This is a genomic window from Massilia violaceinigra (assembly GCF_002752675.1).
GTDB classification, from domain to species: domain Bacteria; phylum Pseudomonadota; class Gammaproteobacteria; order Burkholderiales; family Burkholderiaceae_D; genus Telluria_A; species Telluria_A violaceinigra.
The window spans coordinates 52,170-67,765 of the sequence record NZ_CP024608.1 but is presented as its reverse complement, the minus strand read 5'-3'; the positions used below and the strand labels follow the sequence as shown (position 1 = coordinate 67,765).

Sequence of the window (15,596 nt, the reverse complement as noted above, 5' to 3'; positions counted from 1 at the left end):
GGAGGCGTCAGCAATGGGAAAGCCATCAGCAAGGCAAACGGATGACGTCGCGCATCCGCGCGGAAGTGGCGCCATTCTGGAGGGCAGCGCCGATGTCCTTGTTGGGAACCTGCCTGCGGCGCGCATTGGCGACAAGGTCCAGCACAACGGAGCGAGGGATACGATTGTCGAGGGCGAGAAAACAGTTCTTATCAACGGCAAACCGGCGGCGTGCATGAGCGACAGGGTCAGTTGCCATGGCATCGTCATCGGCGGCTGCATGACGGTGTTGTTCGGGAAGGATAAGGACGAGACCTGCCTTATCGAAGCCGCCGCAGCGGGCGCGATGACGGTCCAACCGGGGAGTTGAGATGGCGAACGATGCGACCTGTAATGCGCTTCACCGGCTGCTCAGCGAGCGCAGCGGCACGCTATATGCCTTGTACGACGCAGCAGCGGACAACAGTTTGCTGGCCGATTTGCAGCGGGATGGGCTGACGCACGAGTGTCTGTACAGCGGCACGAAGGCAATCACACTGCGTAATGTGGCGCCATATCTGATCCCGTGCGAGCAGTTTCAGGCGGACGTGGCAGGCTTTACTGACCAAGTGTGGCACCGTGGCGTGACCATGCTCGTCGAGTCCGAGGCGGGGTGCGAGGCGCTCAAGGTTCAGCTCAAGAAAAACAGTTATGTCCGCAATAGCGAGGGAGAGGTTTGCTATTTCCGTTACTACGACGCGCGGGCATTCGCGCGCTTTGTCCGACTTGCGAGCAACGATCAGTTGAGTGAATTTTTTGGAAGTACGTGTCGAACGATTTATTTCGAAGACGCCGGGAGCGGGAAGATTATTGCGCTGGCCGGAAAAAGGATGAAGCTGATCAGCCGTATCTTCGATCCCGACGCGATGCAGTTCGCTGTGCGCGATATCGCGGCTCATCAATAGAGAAGAGGTCGGGCATGATCAAGTTCACAGCGGATCAGGAAAAAAAGGCCATGCGCAGGGATTGCCGGGCATGGACAAAATTGATGGCCGAGGCGTGGTACACAAGTGACCATCCGCACGCAACGGATTATTCAGCAGCCGCTGTGGTATCGGATTTGCGGGAAGTTTATTTCTTGTGCCAAGCCCACAAGGTGAGCGATGTTGGGTCAATTTCTATCTTGGGGTTTGATGTCTTGCGCGCTAACTTGCTGATGTGTTCTAGGAAAGATATTATCGGGATGATGAAATACTTTCTCATGCACGCGAATGCTGCGAACGTAGATTACGCCCAAAATTGGATTGAAATCTACCTGGAAGAGGTCGCATAAGATGAGCAAGAAAAAACAATCCTCCTCGCTTTCAAAGCGCGTGTCTCTGGTGGAAGAAAATTTACCTGACTATGATAAGGAGGAGCTGCAGAAAGAGCGTGATTTGATTGCTCTATCGGAAGAATGTAAAGCTAGCGAAGAAATTGCAAAAAGAGAAATACAACGGCTAAATAAAGAGAAAAAAATATTAAGTAAAAAAGAACAGAATTACAAGGAAAAAGTAAGAAATATTGAACAAAAAATAGTGCACTTACAAGGAATCCCCGACGCAACATGCCGCGTCCGTCATCCTGGATGCGTTGAAGTTACGAACGCTAAAAAAATTAAATTTCCAAAATCCATAGGAGATGAAATAAACAAGCGGCATGGCACTAAAATTGATTTTTCTAAGTTAGTGGAACTCGAAGGTGGGGAACACACTGCCGCTTATATACCATGGTGGGCTTATGTGGAAAATGATAAACCAGTTATTCGATTTTATCCGGGCATACGTGAGCCGGATGTACCTCGACTCGCTGGAGGGTACGGCGGAAGGCCTGACAATAAATCTGGTACAACAGTTGGAGTCGGAGTGGATTTAGGGCAGTTTTCACCAGACGCGTTTCTGCGAATGATGAAAAAAGGGAATGGAGGAGCACATCAGATTACAGATGAGGAGTTATCAGCTCTGCATGAAAAAATCATACCTTATTTCCAACTTATCGGTGGTGACGCCTGCAGATTTTTGCGCAAAAATCCGTTGATTCTGAACGAGCGGCAGACGAATTTTTTAGACAAAATATCGCAGGACGAAGCGTTGGAAAAAACCATATCGCTATATCAATACAGAATTAAAAATACTAAACATACGGATTTCGTGGATTTGACTGTCGAGCAGCAGACCGCTCTGCTATCACATACATATCAATACGGGACGCCGACGAATGACTTGTTAAACGCTATTTGGCAAGGGAAAAGGAGTCTGATTCCGTCTATACGCGAACGTGAATATCTTTATAAATCCATGCCAGCAGAAAAAAATAAAGAGTAAAAATCGTGAAATATATCGTTAAACTTCTGTTGCTTGTAATTTTAACTTATCTACTTGAGTTCCAGAATGCGAGGGCTGCCGTGAGAAAATTTGAGAATCCTGCCCTTCAGTTTGCGGGTACATGGCGTGTTGATTCTTATGATTTCCATGAATTTAAAGAAGTGCCGCAGAATATTGAAAAGCAATTGATAGCGCACGCCGGCGCTTTTCCGATAGGTCAGAAAATTCGCATGGAATCGGCTGGTCTATCGCTAATGCCGGGGAATTACAATTTTGAAAAAATGGATTTTGACGGGCCGATTGGGGAAGTAATAGAAATGTCTTTTCTCATGCCGTTTGAAAAAAATTTTTGTAAAGACTATTGGGAACACTTATGTACGGATCGACCAATAAATTACACGGTCAGTTTCATGATTGTTGATATCGTAAAATGGAAGGGGATTGATCGTTATGAAACGAGAAGTTGGCCGGATGTCACGCCGGTTGAGTATCGTCTCGTCGATCTCAGCAAGACGCATAACATCGATGCTTGGGTTGCGCGAAACGGCGACCTGATATTTCCGATATATATTGATGGAAAATCAAAAAACGGTTCTAACTTTGGCATTTTGGGCGTGCGCTTGAAACGCATGAGGTAACGTCAGGTAACGCTAGTGTGTTCAATGAGAATCAGACGTTCGCAGCATCAAGGGAGTATCTCGTTAGCGCAATGCTTTCCACTTACGAAACAATCGATGTTCCCGAACGTCACCTCCGCAATTTCGCGCATTGCCTCCACGGTAAAGAATCCCTGGTGCCCGGTCACCAGCACGTTCGGGAACGTCATCAAGCGCTGGAACACATCGTCCTCGATGATATCGCCCGAGCGGTCGTGAAAAAACAGCGAGCCTTCCTGCTCATACACATCGATCGCCAGAAACCCCAGCTGGCGCGATTTCAGCGCTGCGATCACGGCCGGCGTATCGATCAGCGCCCCGCGCGAGGTATTGACCAGCATCGCCCCGCGCTTCATTCCAGCCAGGCTGTCGCGATTGATCATGTGCCGCGTGGCGTCCACCAATGGGCAGTGCAGCGACACGATGTCCGATTTCGCCAGCAAGGTCGGCAGGTCCACCATCGTCCCCAGCGCGGCGAACTCCGGCGCCGGCGCGGGATCGTACCCAAGCACCTTGCAGCCGAAGCCGTTGAGAATGCGCGCCGTCGCCAGCCCGATCTTGCCGGTGCCGACAATCCCTGCGGTTTTCCCGTGCAGATTGCTGCCCAGCAGGCCATCGAGCGCGAAGTTTCCCTCGCGGACCCGCGCGTACGCCCGGTGCGTGTTGCGGTTGAGCGTCAGGATCAGCGCCAGCGTATGCTCGGCCACCGCTTCCGGCGAGTACGCGGGCACACGCGCGACAAAAAATCCCAGCCGCTGCGCCGCCTCGATATCGACGTTATTGAATCCCGCACAGCGCATCAGAACCGCGCGCACGCCGGCCTGGTGCAATGCTTCGAGCACCGGCGCATCGAGCCGGTCGTTGACGAAGGCACATACCGCATCGCACCCCTGGGCCAGCGCGACGGTGTGCAGCGCCAGCGACGCCTCCTGATACACCAGTTCGATGTGCCGACTGTCCGGATGGGCTTGGAGCGCCTCATCGAGAAAACGCCGGTCGTAGGCCTGGGTGCTGAAAATGGCAATTTTCATGGTGTTCGGTTCCCGCGGGGATTGAGATTACCCATCATAGCCCGGACGGCGTTATCGGCGTGGCATCCCCGCATTCGTGCTCGGCGGCCGTGTAGCAGGTCCCCCAGGCCGTTTGCGTGTCGTGCGCACGCGTGTGACGAAACGGTGCAATCAACGCGCTGTGCATGGGCTTGCGCGCGTATCATGGGCTTGCCCGCTTCCACTCCACTTCCGCCGCCGATGCTGAAAATCGATCCTGAGTTACTGAATAACGCCAGCATGTCGCCGCATCGCCGCGCATTGGAGCAGGGATATCGCTGGCTGCGCTTCGAGGATGGCCTGGAAAAACAGTTCCAGGCGTTTTTTACACAAGGGCATTTGGTGCGCGTGCGCGTGGCCGCCTATGTGAGTATTGTCCTGTTCATCATGTTCGTGCTGATCGATCTGGCCACGCTGCCCGCCTATGTATCGGTACGCACGGTCAGCATCCGGGTGACGCTGATTATCCCGAGCTTCATCATCGTGCTGTTGGCCAGCTACCGGGCCGCGTGGCGCCCGTATCTCGGAACAGCGGTATTTACCGCCGCCCTGGTCACGGGGGTGAGCACCGTCGCGGTGATCGGCAGCGCGCTCGACGTCGGTTACCAGATCCCGTACGAAGGCATCCTGCTGGTGGCGCTGTTCGTGTACCTGATCGCCTGCCTGGAATGGCGCCGCGCGCTGCTTGCCAATATGGTTACCTTGTTCGCTTTCGTCGTCATGGAATTCACGCTGCAGACCAATGCCCAGGCGCGCCTGTACCAGATTATCTTCATGTGCGCGGCCAATGGCGTGGGCGCGTACGGCGCGTACTTCCTCGAACACAGCATCCGCACCACTTTTCTGGTCGACACCCTGCTGCACGAACTGGCGGCGCTCGACGGCCTGACCGGACTGTCGAATCGGCGCAGCCTGAATATTCACCTGGAGCGCGTCTGGCGCCAGGCCCTGCGCGACCGGCAAGCGGTGGCCATCGCGATGATCGATATCGATTATTTCAAGCGCTATAACGACCGCTATGGCCACGCCCGCGGCGACGCGGCCTTGAAAGCCGTGGCCGACGTGATCGCCGGCCTGGCGCGCCGCCCGCTCGACTTGACCGCCCGCTACGGAGGCGAAGAATTCGCCGTGATCTGGCATAACCCGGTTCCCGGCGAATTGCAGGCGATGGGCGAGGTGCTCACCGCCGCGGTGGCGGCGCTCCACATCGAGCACCTCGACAGCGACCTCGGCAGGCTGACTGTCAGCGTCGGCGTGGCGATCGGCCTGCCCTGCGCCGGCGACGATGCCGCAGCCCTGCTGCGCGCGGCCGACGAGGCGCTGTACCAGGCCAAGCACCAGGGCCGCAACCAGGTCGTGGTCAGCGAGCCGGTAGCGGCACTGGTGTAGCAAAGAAAAGACAAAAGCCATGCGGCAACTGCCTGTTTAACCCTCCCATGATCGGATATGTTTACCCGAATTACTTTTTGTTATAGTGTCGGCATTATTTGAATAGCGGAGATGTGGACATGAACGGAGCAGGTGGAACCAGCGGTGGCACGGGCCAGTTTTTTCTCGGCCTGATTATGATGTGCGGCGGTTTCTATTTACTGCTTAACGGGATCGTGGTCAGTTCCAATTTCGGATTCGGCACGCGTCTGTTCGGCTTTGGCTCGGGATTCGGCGTCAGCGGCGGCATGGTGATGATTCCGATGATGATCGGTATCGGCATGGTTTTCTATAACTCGAAGAACTACCTTGGCTGGCTGATTGCCCTGTGCTCGTTCGCGGCGCTGGTATTTGGCGTGATTTCCTCGGTCAGCATGAGCCTGCGCACCATGTCGGCGTTCGAGCTCATTTGCATCCTGGTGCTGGCCATTGGCGGGCTCGGTCTGTTCCTGCGTTCGCTCAAGCCGGCGCGGGCCGCGCCGCCACAGGCGCAATAAGGCGCTGGCGATGCGCATGATGTGCGCATCGCCGCCCCTGTCAGGTTCCGCCAGTACGCATGCGCAGCCGCGCGCGCCATTCACCCAACGCCGATAACGCAGAATGAAATTCGCGCTCGATCAGGTCTGCTTCGGCGCTGGTGACAACGCCGTCCATCAGCGCGCCCGACACGGCTTCGGCCACGGCCCCGACTTCGCTCATCACCCGGCATACCGTCTGCGACAGGTCGTCGCGGCCCACCTGTTCCGGCTGCGGCACGATGAAGGCGGCCATGCCGTGCCGGTTCAGCAGCGCATGCAGCGGCATCATCGCTTCCTGCACGCCGGCCTTGTGACAATGCTCGACGATGATGGAAACCTCCTCGAACGATGGGTAATGTGATGAAATGGTGGGCGACAGCTTATTGCGCAGAACATTGGCGGAAATGCCAATCTCCTTGGCCAGCATGTCAATGCCACCGGGATAGCGGCGCGCCACGCTGTACAGCGCATCGTGCTGGTTCATGTCCAGATATTTACGAGTCATGGTGAATCTTGCCTATTTTTACCGGTGCATTGGCAGTATTGGTGCTGTTATGCTTCTTTCAACCTTCAACCCGGCCAAAGAAAAATGAAGTCAACTCAGATCATGTTGCTGCTGGCACTGCTGCTACCCGCCGCGGCCACAGTCACGGCCGGCGCGAAACCGGCATCAAGTTCGAGTTCGAGCTCGCGGTCGAGCTCGTATAAGAGTGGATTTTCCTCCCAAAAATCCAGTCCATCAAGTAGCAAGTCGTCAACGTCGTCGAAGAACTCGTCGTTCGGCTCGTTTGGGAGCCGGTCTTCGTCGCCGCCGCCCCAGCAGTCCGGGTCGTCGTGGTCGCAGCGTTCGCAGGATGGCAGCGCGGATGCGGGCAAGGCGGACAAGAAAGGTTCGTTCGGGGGCTTCGGGTCCTTCGGCGGGGCGCCGGCGCGGCAGGACAGCGGCGCCCAGCCAGGGCAGCAAAAGTCGGGTTCGGTGCTGTCGCAACGCCTGGACAAGGGCAACGCCGAGGCCAATGCCTTGCGCACGCTGGAGGCGCGCCGGGCGGCCGAGCAGGCGGCCAATGCGCCGCGCGAGATCAAGCCGGTGCCGTCCTCGCAGCCATCGGGCGGGCAGTACGGATCGAACAATGCGGGGCAGTACGGGAATACGAATAGCGGCCAGTACAACGGCAGCCGGAATGGCCAGTATGGCGGCAATTCGATGCCGGCACCGATCATCGTGCCGCAGAATAATAACGGAATGGGCAATGCCATTCTCGGCTTCTTGCTGGGACGGTCGATGTCCAACTCGCATGCGAACAGCGGTTATCCGGGTAATACGAACAATAGCGGGATGGTTGGTACCGTTCCGGGCAGCGGCGCCACCAGCGCCGGTCCGGTGGCAGGGTCCCAGGCGATGCCGGAAAGGTCGCTCGGTAAATCGCTGCTGCGTACCTTTGTCTGGCTGGTGATTCTGTCGGTGCTGGCGTGGGTGGCTTATCTGGGATGGAAGTTTTTACGGCGCGGTAAAGCGCCAAGCACGGCAAACTATTCTTTTGACAGGAACTGACATGGGCTGGAAGAACGCATTCGATTACATGCGCGGCATCGCCGGCAACCATGGCGCCGATGGCAAAGCGCGGCGCGAAGACGAAGGCTTGCCGCTCGGCGCGCGCATCGGCGGCATGCTCCAGCTGCAGATGTCGCCCCTGATCCGGGCGCAGGCCAATGGTTCGCTGATCGCCATGCCGCGCGATGCCGATACGCTGATCCTGGCGGTATCGCAGATCAAGCTCAATCTGGCGGGCGGGCTGTATCGGTATTACCTGGCCAAGGGCGACGACGATGCCAAGGAAAAGTTTTTGCAGCTGTACGCCGATAAAGATGGCAAGGTGGCCGAGATCATGTATTGCACCCAGCTGGCGCGCGTGATTCCGGAAACGGCGGAAGACCAGGATGCCTACACCGGCCGTTCCGGCTTTGGCCTGGGCGACCAGACCTACACCTTGTGGCGCGAGCAGCTCGACGACGTGGGCTTGAGCGAGGATGAACTGGCCACGGTTTTCGGCGACAGCGACCGCCTCGATTATGTGCGCGACGCGGGCGACCGCAACGCCACGTTCGTGGCCCCGTTCAAGGGCACCGAAACCCGGATCGATGATGCCGGCGGGGTGCAGGGTCTGAAGCAGGAAATGTATTTCATGCCGTACGTGCGCGAATTGGCGGCCGGCGGCAGCGAATATTTGCTGATCACGACGGAGATCATCTCCAGCGTGAATGGCGATAACTCAAAACGCGGTATCCATGTCGATTTCGTCATTGGCATACCGGTGGAGCAAGAACGGGTCGTTATTCAATAACGGTTCGGTAAAGGCAGTCTTACTTAACAACGAAAGGGATTCAAGATGAGCAATGCAAGTGGATGGGGACTGACGGCGCGTTTGATTTCGAAGCACTTCGGCGTGCTGGGTGACCGTATATCGTCAGCGATCGCCAATTTTGACCCTGAAACGGCGACCGAGGCTGACCGCGACCGTCTGGCCGACACCCTGCGCGCCACCGCGCAAGTGCTGGCATCGGCGCGTTCCTCCTTCGAGAAGGAACACAAGGATGTGGTCAGCCTGCGTGCGCTGATCGCCAACGACGAAAAAGCCACGGAAACGCTGGCCGAACGTCTGGCCGCGGGCAAGATTTCGGAAGCCACCGTGACCATGTTCTGCGACGAACTCGAAGCGAACAAGAGCCGCCTGCCACAAGAGATCCAGGAAGAAGCCGACGCCAAGGCGTACATGGACGAACTGCAAAAGATCATCGATGCGCTGTCCAAGCAGCTCGCCGAGTTCGATGCCCAGGCCAAGAAAGCGCTGCAGCAGCTGGCAGCAGCCCAGGCGCAGAAGGATCTGCAAGCCATGCGCGCCGAGCGCCAGAGCCAACTGTCCGGCCTGACCGGCATGAAAGGCAATTCGACCGCGCTCAACGCACTGACGCGCCGTGCCCAGGAAGTAAGCAACGAAGCCGAAGGCATGCGCATCGTCGCCGATATCGGCCAGAAGCCGCTCGACCAGGCTGCGGAAATCGATGCGATCCGCAAGTCGGTGCAGAACGACACCAGCGGCGAAACCGCGCTGCAACGCCTGCAGCGCCTGTCGGGCAAGCCGGCCGCCGTGTAAGTAGCGATATCACCCGGCCGCCATGCGTATGGCGGCTGCGGCACACATGAAAACGGCCTCTTTCGAGGCCGTTTTTTTTATTCCATCGCTTGAACGCGGATCAGAAATCGACGGTAAAGCCGGCGCCGATCGAACGCTGCGAATAGTTATAGTCGATCAGGCTTTGTCCGTAGCCGGAAAACAGCTGGACATAGCCTTTCAGGTTGGTCGTGAGCGGATACGACATCGCCGCCTGGATCGCGCCATGGTCGGTCGACATATTCCGGCGCGCCATGATCGAATACTCGTAGCCATCCTTGCGATAGCTGGCACGCACGTCGCCGCGCGCCAGGAAGTCGGTAATGTCCGCATTATCGTTGTTCGATTTGGCGTTATCCAGACGGCGCCACAGGCGCGCGCTCATCGCAAAATTGCCACGGTCGATGCCGACTTCGGTGTACAAGCGGTTCCAGCTGCGCGACAGGGTCGAGGTCTGCCCGTTCGACTGGTGAATCAGGCCAAAATTGACGAAGCGCAGATTGAACCCGGCGAACGATTGGTTAATCGGGACGACCGCCATGATTTCAGGCTGGTAGTTCGTTTCGCGGAACGGGCTCGATTGCGAGCGGTTGTACGCCTGCCAGAAACTCTGCTGCGTGTAGCCGAGCCAGATATCGACCGGCAAACCAGCAACCTGTTCGGCGGCCTTCATTTTCAGGCTCAGCTGATAAGTCAGCTCGACGCGCTTGGTCTTCAAGCCGGCCGGTGTGAAATGGCGGTACGGCTCATCGTTCGACGAGGTGCTGTAGTTGGCCACCAGCAGGTAATTCTCGCGGTGCGGACGGAAGGAAAACACGCCGCGGCGCGACGCCTTGGTCAGCTCCCACAACTGCTCGGTACGCGAAATCGGCGTTTCCGGCGGCGCTGGTGTGGCCGATGCCACGGCTGGGATCGGCGTCGCCGGCTCGGCTGGCTCACCCTTCTTGGCGGCTGGGGCGGCGACAGTCGCGTCCGGCGTTGGATTGCCGGCGACGGTGTCGGCCGTGGCGGCCTTGGTGAGCGCGTCAAAGCACCCGAGTCGCGCGCTCGGATCGCCAAGCACGGAGCAGCGCAGCATTTGCTGTTCGAGCTCGCCTGCCTGGGCGGCGCCAGCGGAGATGAAAAGGGTGGTCAGGAGGAGGGGCAGTCGGGCGGCGTGCATGTGGGATGTTTCTAAAATGACAAAGGGTGGTTACTGTAGCGCAATATCAGAAAAAATGTCGCGCTGCATGTATTTATGTGTTGCAGGACTGCATCAGATGTCGCTTGCGTCATCGATATAGATGGCGGTGTCGTGCAGCGGCGGCTCCGGCAGTTCCAGCACGAGGCGGTCGATTTTTTCGTATAGCGCCAGCCGGAATTCGTCGCGGTCGAGGGCCAGATGGCAGCGTCTGTGGCAATTTGGACACAGCGCGCCGGTGTTCGACGGTGTATCCGAGCCGTGGCTGGCGAGCGGCATGATGTGGTGCACTTCCAGATACGGAAAACCATCGGTGCCCGTGAACGGTGCCGGCATGTCGCAGCCTTCGCAAATGCCGTCGGCGACCTTGAGCACCCAGGCCTTGACAGCCAGCTCGCTACGCAGCATTGCCACGTAAGCGCGCACGGCTGCGGCCAATTCCTCGTCGGTCCAATCCGCACTCTTGGTCGACGCCTCGGGCGGCCAGTGTATCAGGCGTTCAATTTCCCCTATACAAATTTTCGGTGACTGCAATGTGCGCGGCGATTATTCGCGGATGCCGTACCCGAGCGCGCGTGCCGCCTTGCGAAAGCGCGTGTCGTGCTTGACCTGGACCACCAGGTGCTGCTTGCCCGCACGCATGCACAGCGGCGCCGTGTCTTGATGCCGCGCGATCAGCTCGGCCGTTTCCGCATCGACGCATTCGATCAGCAAGCTGCTGCCTATCACCTGCATCGCCTTGCCGCCCTTGTTACAGGCGCGCAGGAAGGCTTCCACCTGCACCGGCAGCGGCTGGCTGTCGCGTGACCGCAAGAACGCTTCCAGCGGCGCCGTATCCTGGCCGCGTTCGACGGCGATCATGGTTTTCTCGCGGTCGAGGCGCCACAGCTGCGCGCTTTCGCGGTTGGCCCAGTTCTCCAGCAGCAGGCTTTCGTCGGCGGACAGGCTGCCGCCGGTCACACTGATCTGCAGGTTGGCGCTGACCGACAGCGTGCAGGACGCGGCGCGCGCGGGCGGCGCGTAGGCTGTGCTCAGGCCCAGGCAGTAGGCGCCCAGATCGGTCAAGCGGAAATACATCAGGCCGTCGTAGCGCGACAGCAGCGACATACCCGCACCGCCCCACAGGGATTGAAATTCCGTGCGCGCGTGGTGCGGCGAACAATAGGCGACATCGACCATGCCCAAGGTTGCGCAATACTCGAACAGCACGCATAGCAGATAGCGTGTCTCGAATGTATCCCACTCATCGTGGGAATAACCCAAGGCACCGTAATTTGCGTCGCACAGGTAAAGCGACCAGGGATCCTCGGCCACGGAGAGCGGCGCGCCCTCAGCCTTCATGAAACGCGACAATTCATCGACCTCGACCCAGCGCGCTGGCGGACAGCGTTGCAGGAATTGGCCGACGATGGCCCGGCGCGGCTTGACTGGCGTAAGGCGGCCCCTGCCCTTCTGGCCCTTGATTTCGTCGATCCGGTTGAACTCGTCGAACAAGGTCGATGCCAGCCAGCCGCGCCAGATGCCACGCAGCACGTCGGCCGGCGCCGCTTGCAAGGCCTTGATGCCGGCCGTGGTCAAGCCGAGCTTGCTGCCATGAAGTTCGGCCAGGCCACTTGCCTGTAGCAGCAGCGGCCAGGCGACCGCCTTGATCGGTCCGATCCGCTGATCCGAATGCCTGGGGCTGGCTTCGGCGTCCGGTCCGTAGAAATCGGCGCCGGCGAGCTTGGCTTCAATCGCACGCAAGGCGGCTGTCCCCGGCATGCGTGTTTTGTCGCTGACCGCGATCAGTTTTTGATCCGCCATGCGCAGCATGGCCACTACCTCGTAGAGCGCATCGGGCGAGGTATTGCGCTGCGTTAGCGGCATGACATCGGCGTCGGCGTCGCCGTCGGCTTGCGCTTTGAGCTCCGGCCCGGGCTCCGGCAAGGAGGCAAGGCTCGCCAGCGCGTTGGGCACGGGTGCCGGGAACAAGGCCGCCACGCGCAGGCGTAACTGCGCGGGCATCGTGCGCGTGTCGCCATGCTCGAACAGAAACAGGCTCAGCACTGTCGTGGGACCGCGGCCGTACGGGTGCTTCGGATCATGGTAAAAACGCGGCGCTTGCCCGTACTTCGCGGTAAAACGGCGCTCATCGAAATGCCCCTGGACATCATAGGCCGCTTCCCGTACCGCAAGTTGCTGGCAGGGATCGAGCATCGTCCAGACGCGTGGCAGGCCCGCGTCCGACATCTGCTCCAGCAGGGCAGCGATCAGGACGTCCTTGCGTCCGATTTTCACGGCATCGGGAAAGTTGGCAAGCAGCGACTTGAGTTGTTCGACAGTGAGGCTGCTCAGTGCGTCGGGCAATGTATTCATTTGCGTAGGGAAGATAAACGAGGACGTCAGCATGACATATATACGCCTTGGGTCAAGCATGGCGAGCGTGCGCATCAGGCAATCAGCTTAAGTCCCGGCGGCAGCGATTCGCCCAGAATCCAGCGTTCGGTCGCCTGGTCGAGCTGCACCACCTGCTGCACCATGGTGATGGTCGCCGGAGGCGCGTTGATCGCCACCAGCCGCTGCACGATCCGTTCGCGCAATGCAAGCGGCAGGTCGCGCGAACGGTCGTCGGTCATGCGCGCAAGGTGCACGGCGGCAAAGGCGGCCGACTCGACCCGCTTCCAGTCGAGCGCCAGGATGGCATCGAGCCAGCCTTCCACCACCTCGGTCGGCACCACGTCGTGCGTGCTGCCGTGGAAAGGCTGGCGCGCGCCGATGCGCCCCAGCGCCCACAGGTAGCGGCTGGCGCTGGTGCTGTCCTTGCCCGGCGTGGCGGGCGCCGCCTGGATGCGCTCCAGCAGCCAACCGCCGATTTCCGCCTTGTAATCGACCGGAATGCGTTCGAGCGAGGCGCCCAGGCGCAGCATGTCGTCATCGCTGCCGGCCACCACGGTGCCGCCAGCGTCGCCGCCCTCCTTATTCGTCTGGAGATTGAAGGCGAAGTCATCGAGCAGGCGCAGCTGCTCGGTAGCGCCCAGCCCGCCCGCGACGCGGCGCCACAGGGTCCACCATTCCGCGCGCGCCTGCTTGTCGTCGGCATGGCGCACGCCGGCCTCGAACAGGGGCCATAGCTGCTCCAGGCGCCATTCGTCGAGTGCGTAGCCGAAGCCCGGACGCAGGCAGTAGCCGGTCAGGTTCAGCCACACCCGTTCATGCTCGGCGGAGCGGCGCCGTCCGCGCGCGCGCTGCCACAAGGCGTCGAACAACTGGCGCAGCAGTGGCGTGTGCCATTGCTCGCGGTCACCCAGCAGTTGCTCCAGTTGCGCGCGCAGCTGCTTGACTTCCTTGGCCGTCACCTGCTGCCCGCTCTTGCCGAAAATGCGGTCGATCTTGTCGATGGCGGCCGTCAGTTGCGGCGACGGCGCAGCCTCCGTCTTGTCGTTCTCGGCCGCCGCGTTGTCGTGCCGCAGGTCGAATTCCAGCAGCCAGCGCTGGCCGGCATCGGTCAGGTTGACGCAGTGCATTTCCAAGGTGCCGACCTCGGTTAGCGCGGTGGCCAGTTGCACGGCGGTTTCCTGTTTGCTGCCCGCCGGCTTGACCTTGCCGTCGGCCGCGTGCAGCACGGTCGCAATCGGCGGCAGGCGCACGTATTTCGGGTCGTCGAGGTCGACCAGTTCACCTGGCGCGGGCGGCGCATCGGCGCCATCGGCATTGGACGTCATCACGTGAAAGCGCACCGGCTGTCCGAGACGCAGGGCGAAGGTACGGTCCTTGAGCAGGATTTCACGGCCGGTTTCGCTGCCGCGCGGCAGGATGCAGATGCCGCGCTTGGGCCCCGTGCCGGCCTCGTCGAGCACCAGGAAATAGCTGCGCGCCGCACCGGCATCGATGCGCGGCGCCTGGCCCTGCAGCGACAGGGCATACGCCACCGCGCCACGGGCCACGGCCACGTCCGGATTGTCGTTGTGCAGCAGGCGCAAGGGCGCGCCACGCCAACTGCCCAAGGTTTCCTGCAAGCGCTCGACCAGCGCATCGGCGCGGAACACGCCGCCGTTGAGCAGCAGGGTATCGGGCATGGTCGTGCCGTCTTCCTGCGCCGCTTGCAGTGCGCTGGCATGCTGCTGCAAAAAATCGGCGATGTGACGGGTGACCGCCGGATCGCGCGCGTACGGCAAGCCGAACTCGACGATGCCGGCGCGGCCTTGCTGCACGCGGTCGGTAGCCGCCACCAGCGGGAAAAAGCCATCGACGATGATGCTGCCGACTTCATCGCGCGTCAGCGCCACCGAACGCATGCCGCCGATCATGCGCGAGCCGGAGCCCAGCAAGGTCACTTGCGCCTGTTCGGGCGCGTCGGCCGCCAGCAATTGTTCCTTGGCGGCGCGGCAGCGTTCCATCAATTGAGAGAGGGCACTGGCCGACAGATGCGTGCGCGGCTGATCGGTGCCGGCCATCTGCGCCATTTTCGCTTCGGTCACATGGGCCAGCGCCAGGTCCATGTTGTCGCCGCCGAGCATCACGTGGTTGCCCACGCCGATGCGCGTCAGTTGCGGCTGGCCATCGTGCAGGTCGACCTTGATCAGGCTCAGGTCGGTGGTGCCGCCGCCGACGTCGCACACCAGCACCATGCGCGTTTGCGCCAGTTCCCCGGCCAGTTCGCCGCGATGGCGGAACAGCCAGTCGTAGAAGACCGCCTGCGGCTCTTCCAGCAAGCGCAGTTGATGCAGTCCGGCCTGCCGCGCCGCGCTCAGGGTCAGCGCGCGCGCGCCTTCGTCGAACGACGCCGGGACCGTCAGCACCAGTTCTTGCTGCTCCAGGGGATGATCGGGAAACTTGCTGTTCCACGCTGCCCGCAGGTAAGCCAGATAGCTGGCGCTGGCCGCCACCGGCGAGACCTTGGCCACATCGGGCGCGGCGCCCCACGGCAGGATAGCCGCCAGGCGGTCCACCGCGGTGTGCGACAGCCAGCTTTTGGCGCTGGCCACCATGCGGCCCGGCACTTGCGCACCGAGCCGGCGCGCGAGCTGGCCGATGACGACCGGCTGCGCCTCGCTATTATTTTGCGGCCACGGCAGCCGCACATCGGCCGCCGGTAACTCACCATCGGCCGGGTGGTAGCGCACCGACGGCAGCAGCGGCAAGGCAGCCACCTGGCCGGGCGCTACCAGTTGCTCGATCTCGAACAGAGTGATGGCGGCGCGCCCGTCCGCCTGCGCATCGATGGGCGCGTACGCCACCACGGTATTGGTGGTACCGAGGTCGATGCCGACGATGTACTGGCGCGCCACGCCGTGC

General features: G+C 60.2%; 17 protein-coding genes. 10 read left to right on the top strand and 7 right to left on the bottom strand.

Annotated elements, in window-relative coordinates; all coding sequences use genetic code 11:
* Nucleotides 1-13 precede the first annotated feature (13 nt).
* Genes CR152_RS00335 through CR152_RS00315 form a run of 5 tightly spaced genes read left to right on the top strand, consistent with a single transcriptional unit; the run spans nucleotide 14 to nucleotide 2,959 of the window.
* Nucleotides 14-349, top strand: coding sequence for a PAAR domain-containing protein (locus CR152_RS00335; RefSeq protein WP_099872741.1), 336 nt, complete (start codon nucleotides 14-16; stop codon nucleotides 347-349).
* Nucleotide 350: 1 nt separating this feature from the next.
* Nucleotides 351-923: a DUF4123 domain-containing protein gene (locus CR152_RS00330; protein WP_099872739.1), complete on the top strand. Its 573-nt coding sequence runs from the start codon at nucleotides 351-353 to the stop codon at nucleotides 921-923.
* Nucleotides 924-937: 14 nt separating this feature from the next.
* Nucleotides 938-1,291 (top strand): hypothetical protein, encoded by a 354-nt coding sequence (locus tag CR152_RS00325; RefSeq protein ID WP_099872736.1) that lies wholly within the window; start codon nucleotides 938-940, stop codon nucleotides 1,289-1,291.
* A 1-nt stretch (nucleotide 1,292) separates the two neighbouring features.
* Nucleotides 1,293-2,321 (top strand): pesticin C-terminus-like muramidase, encoded by a 1,029-nt coding sequence (locus CR152_RS00320; protein ID WP_157778259.1) that lies wholly within the window; start codon nucleotides 1,293-1,295, stop codon nucleotides 2,319-2,321.
* A gap of 5 nt (nucleotides 2,322-2,326) precedes the next feature.
* Entirely contained in the window at nucleotides 2,327-2,959 is a 633-nt protein-coding gene (locus CR152_RS00315) for a hypothetical protein (protein WP_157778258.1), read from the top strand.
* A 47-nt stretch (nucleotides 2,960-3,006) separates the two neighbouring features.
* Here the strand turns inward: CR152_RS00315 and CR152_RS00310 are convergent, their stop codons facing one another.
* The gene (locus tag CR152_RS00310; RefSeq protein ID WP_099872731.1) at nucleotides 3,007-4,008 is read right to left on the bottom strand and encodes a 2-hydroxyacid dehydrogenase; all 1,002 of its coding nucleotides are present in this window, start codon (nucleotides 4,006-4,008) and stop codon (nucleotides 3,007-3,009) included.
* A gap of 258 nt (nucleotides 4,009-4,266) precedes the next feature.
* On the opposite strand from CR152_RS00310, the gene CR152_RS00305 reads away from it, so the two are divergent.
* Nucleotides 4,267-5,415, top strand: a complete 1,149-nt coding sequence (locus CR152_RS00305; RefSeq protein WP_157778257.1) for a GGDEF domain-containing protein — start codon at nucleotides 4,267-4,269, stop codon at nucleotides 5,413-5,415.
* A gap of 119 nt (nucleotides 5,416-5,534) precedes the next feature.
* Entirely contained in the window at nucleotides 5,535-5,951 is a 417-nt protein-coding gene (locus CR152_RS00300; protein WP_099872726.1) for a hypothetical protein, read from the top strand.
* Nucleotides 5,952-5,991: 40 nt separating this feature from the next.
* On the opposite strand, the gene CR152_RS00295 is transcribed toward CR152_RS00300, so the two are convergent.
* Both CR152_RS00295 and CR152_RS00290 read right to left on the bottom strand, forming a co-directional pair.
* The gene (locus tag CR152_RS00295) at nucleotides 5,992-6,477 is read right to left on the bottom strand and encodes a phage regulatory CII family protein (protein ID WP_099872724.1); all 486 of its coding nucleotides are present in this window, start codon (nucleotides 6,475-6,477) and stop codon (nucleotides 5,992-5,994) included.
* 95 nt (nucleotides 6,478-6,572) lie between these two features.
* The gene (locus tag CR152_RS00290; RefSeq protein ID WP_099872722.1) at nucleotides 6,573-6,857 is read right to left on the bottom strand and encodes a hypothetical protein; all 285 of its coding nucleotides are present in this window, start codon (nucleotides 6,855-6,857) and stop codon (nucleotides 6,573-6,575) included.
* A gap of 91 nt (nucleotides 6,858-6,948) precedes the next feature.
* Between CR152_RS00290 and CR152_RS00285 the strand changes: the two genes are divergently transcribed.
* From CR152_RS00285 to CR152_RS00275, 3 genes are read left to right on the top strand one after another with little or no spacing between them, the layout of a single operon-like run.
* Nucleotides 6,949-7,524, top strand: coding sequence for a hypothetical protein (locus CR152_RS00285; protein WP_099872719.1), 576 nt, complete (start codon nucleotides 6,949-6,951; stop codon nucleotides 7,522-7,524).
* A gap of 1 nt (nucleotide 7,525) precedes the next feature.
* A complete protein-coding gene (locus CR152_RS00280; RefSeq protein WP_167399853.1) occupies nucleotides 7,526-8,314 on the top strand; it encodes a DUF2491 family protein in 789 nt (262 codons plus the stop codon).
* 45 nt (nucleotides 8,315-8,359) lie between these two features.
* Nucleotides 8,360-9,124: a hypothetical protein gene (locus tag CR152_RS00275; protein ID WP_099872716.1), complete on the top strand. Its 765-nt coding sequence runs from the start codon at nucleotides 8,360-8,362 to the stop codon at nucleotides 9,122-9,124.
* Nucleotides 9,125-9,224: 100 nt separating this feature from the next.
* Here the strand turns inward: CR152_RS00275 and CR152_RS00270 are convergent, their stop codons facing one another.
* From CR152_RS00270 to CR152_RS00255, 4 genes are all read right to left on the bottom strand, one after another.
* Complete coding sequence (locus tag CR152_RS00270) at nucleotides 9,225-10,304, bottom strand: phospholipase A (protein WP_099872713.1); 1,080 nt, start codon at nucleotides 10,302-10,304, stop codon at nucleotides 9,225-9,227.
* A 93-nt stretch (nucleotides 10,305-10,397) separates the two neighbouring features.
* Complete coding sequence (locus CR152_RS34780; RefSeq protein ID WP_099872711.1) at nucleotides 10,398-10,730, bottom strand: HNH endonuclease; 333 nt, start codon at nucleotides 10,728-10,730, stop codon at nucleotides 10,398-10,400.
* A gap of 138 nt (nucleotides 10,731-10,868) precedes the next feature.
* A complete protein-coding gene (locus CR152_RS00260) occupies nucleotides 10,869-12,668 on the bottom strand; it encodes a hypothetical protein (protein ID WP_099872708.1) in 1,800 nt (599 codons plus the stop codon).
* A gap of 83 nt (nucleotides 12,669-12,751) precedes the next feature.
* Nucleotides 12,752-15,589 (bottom strand): Hsp70 family protein, encoded by a 2,838-nt coding sequence (locus CR152_RS00255; RefSeq protein WP_099872705.1) that lies wholly within the window; start codon nucleotides 15,587-15,589, stop codon nucleotides 12,752-12,754.
* Between the last annotated feature and the right edge of the window lie 7 nt (nucleotides 15,590-15,596).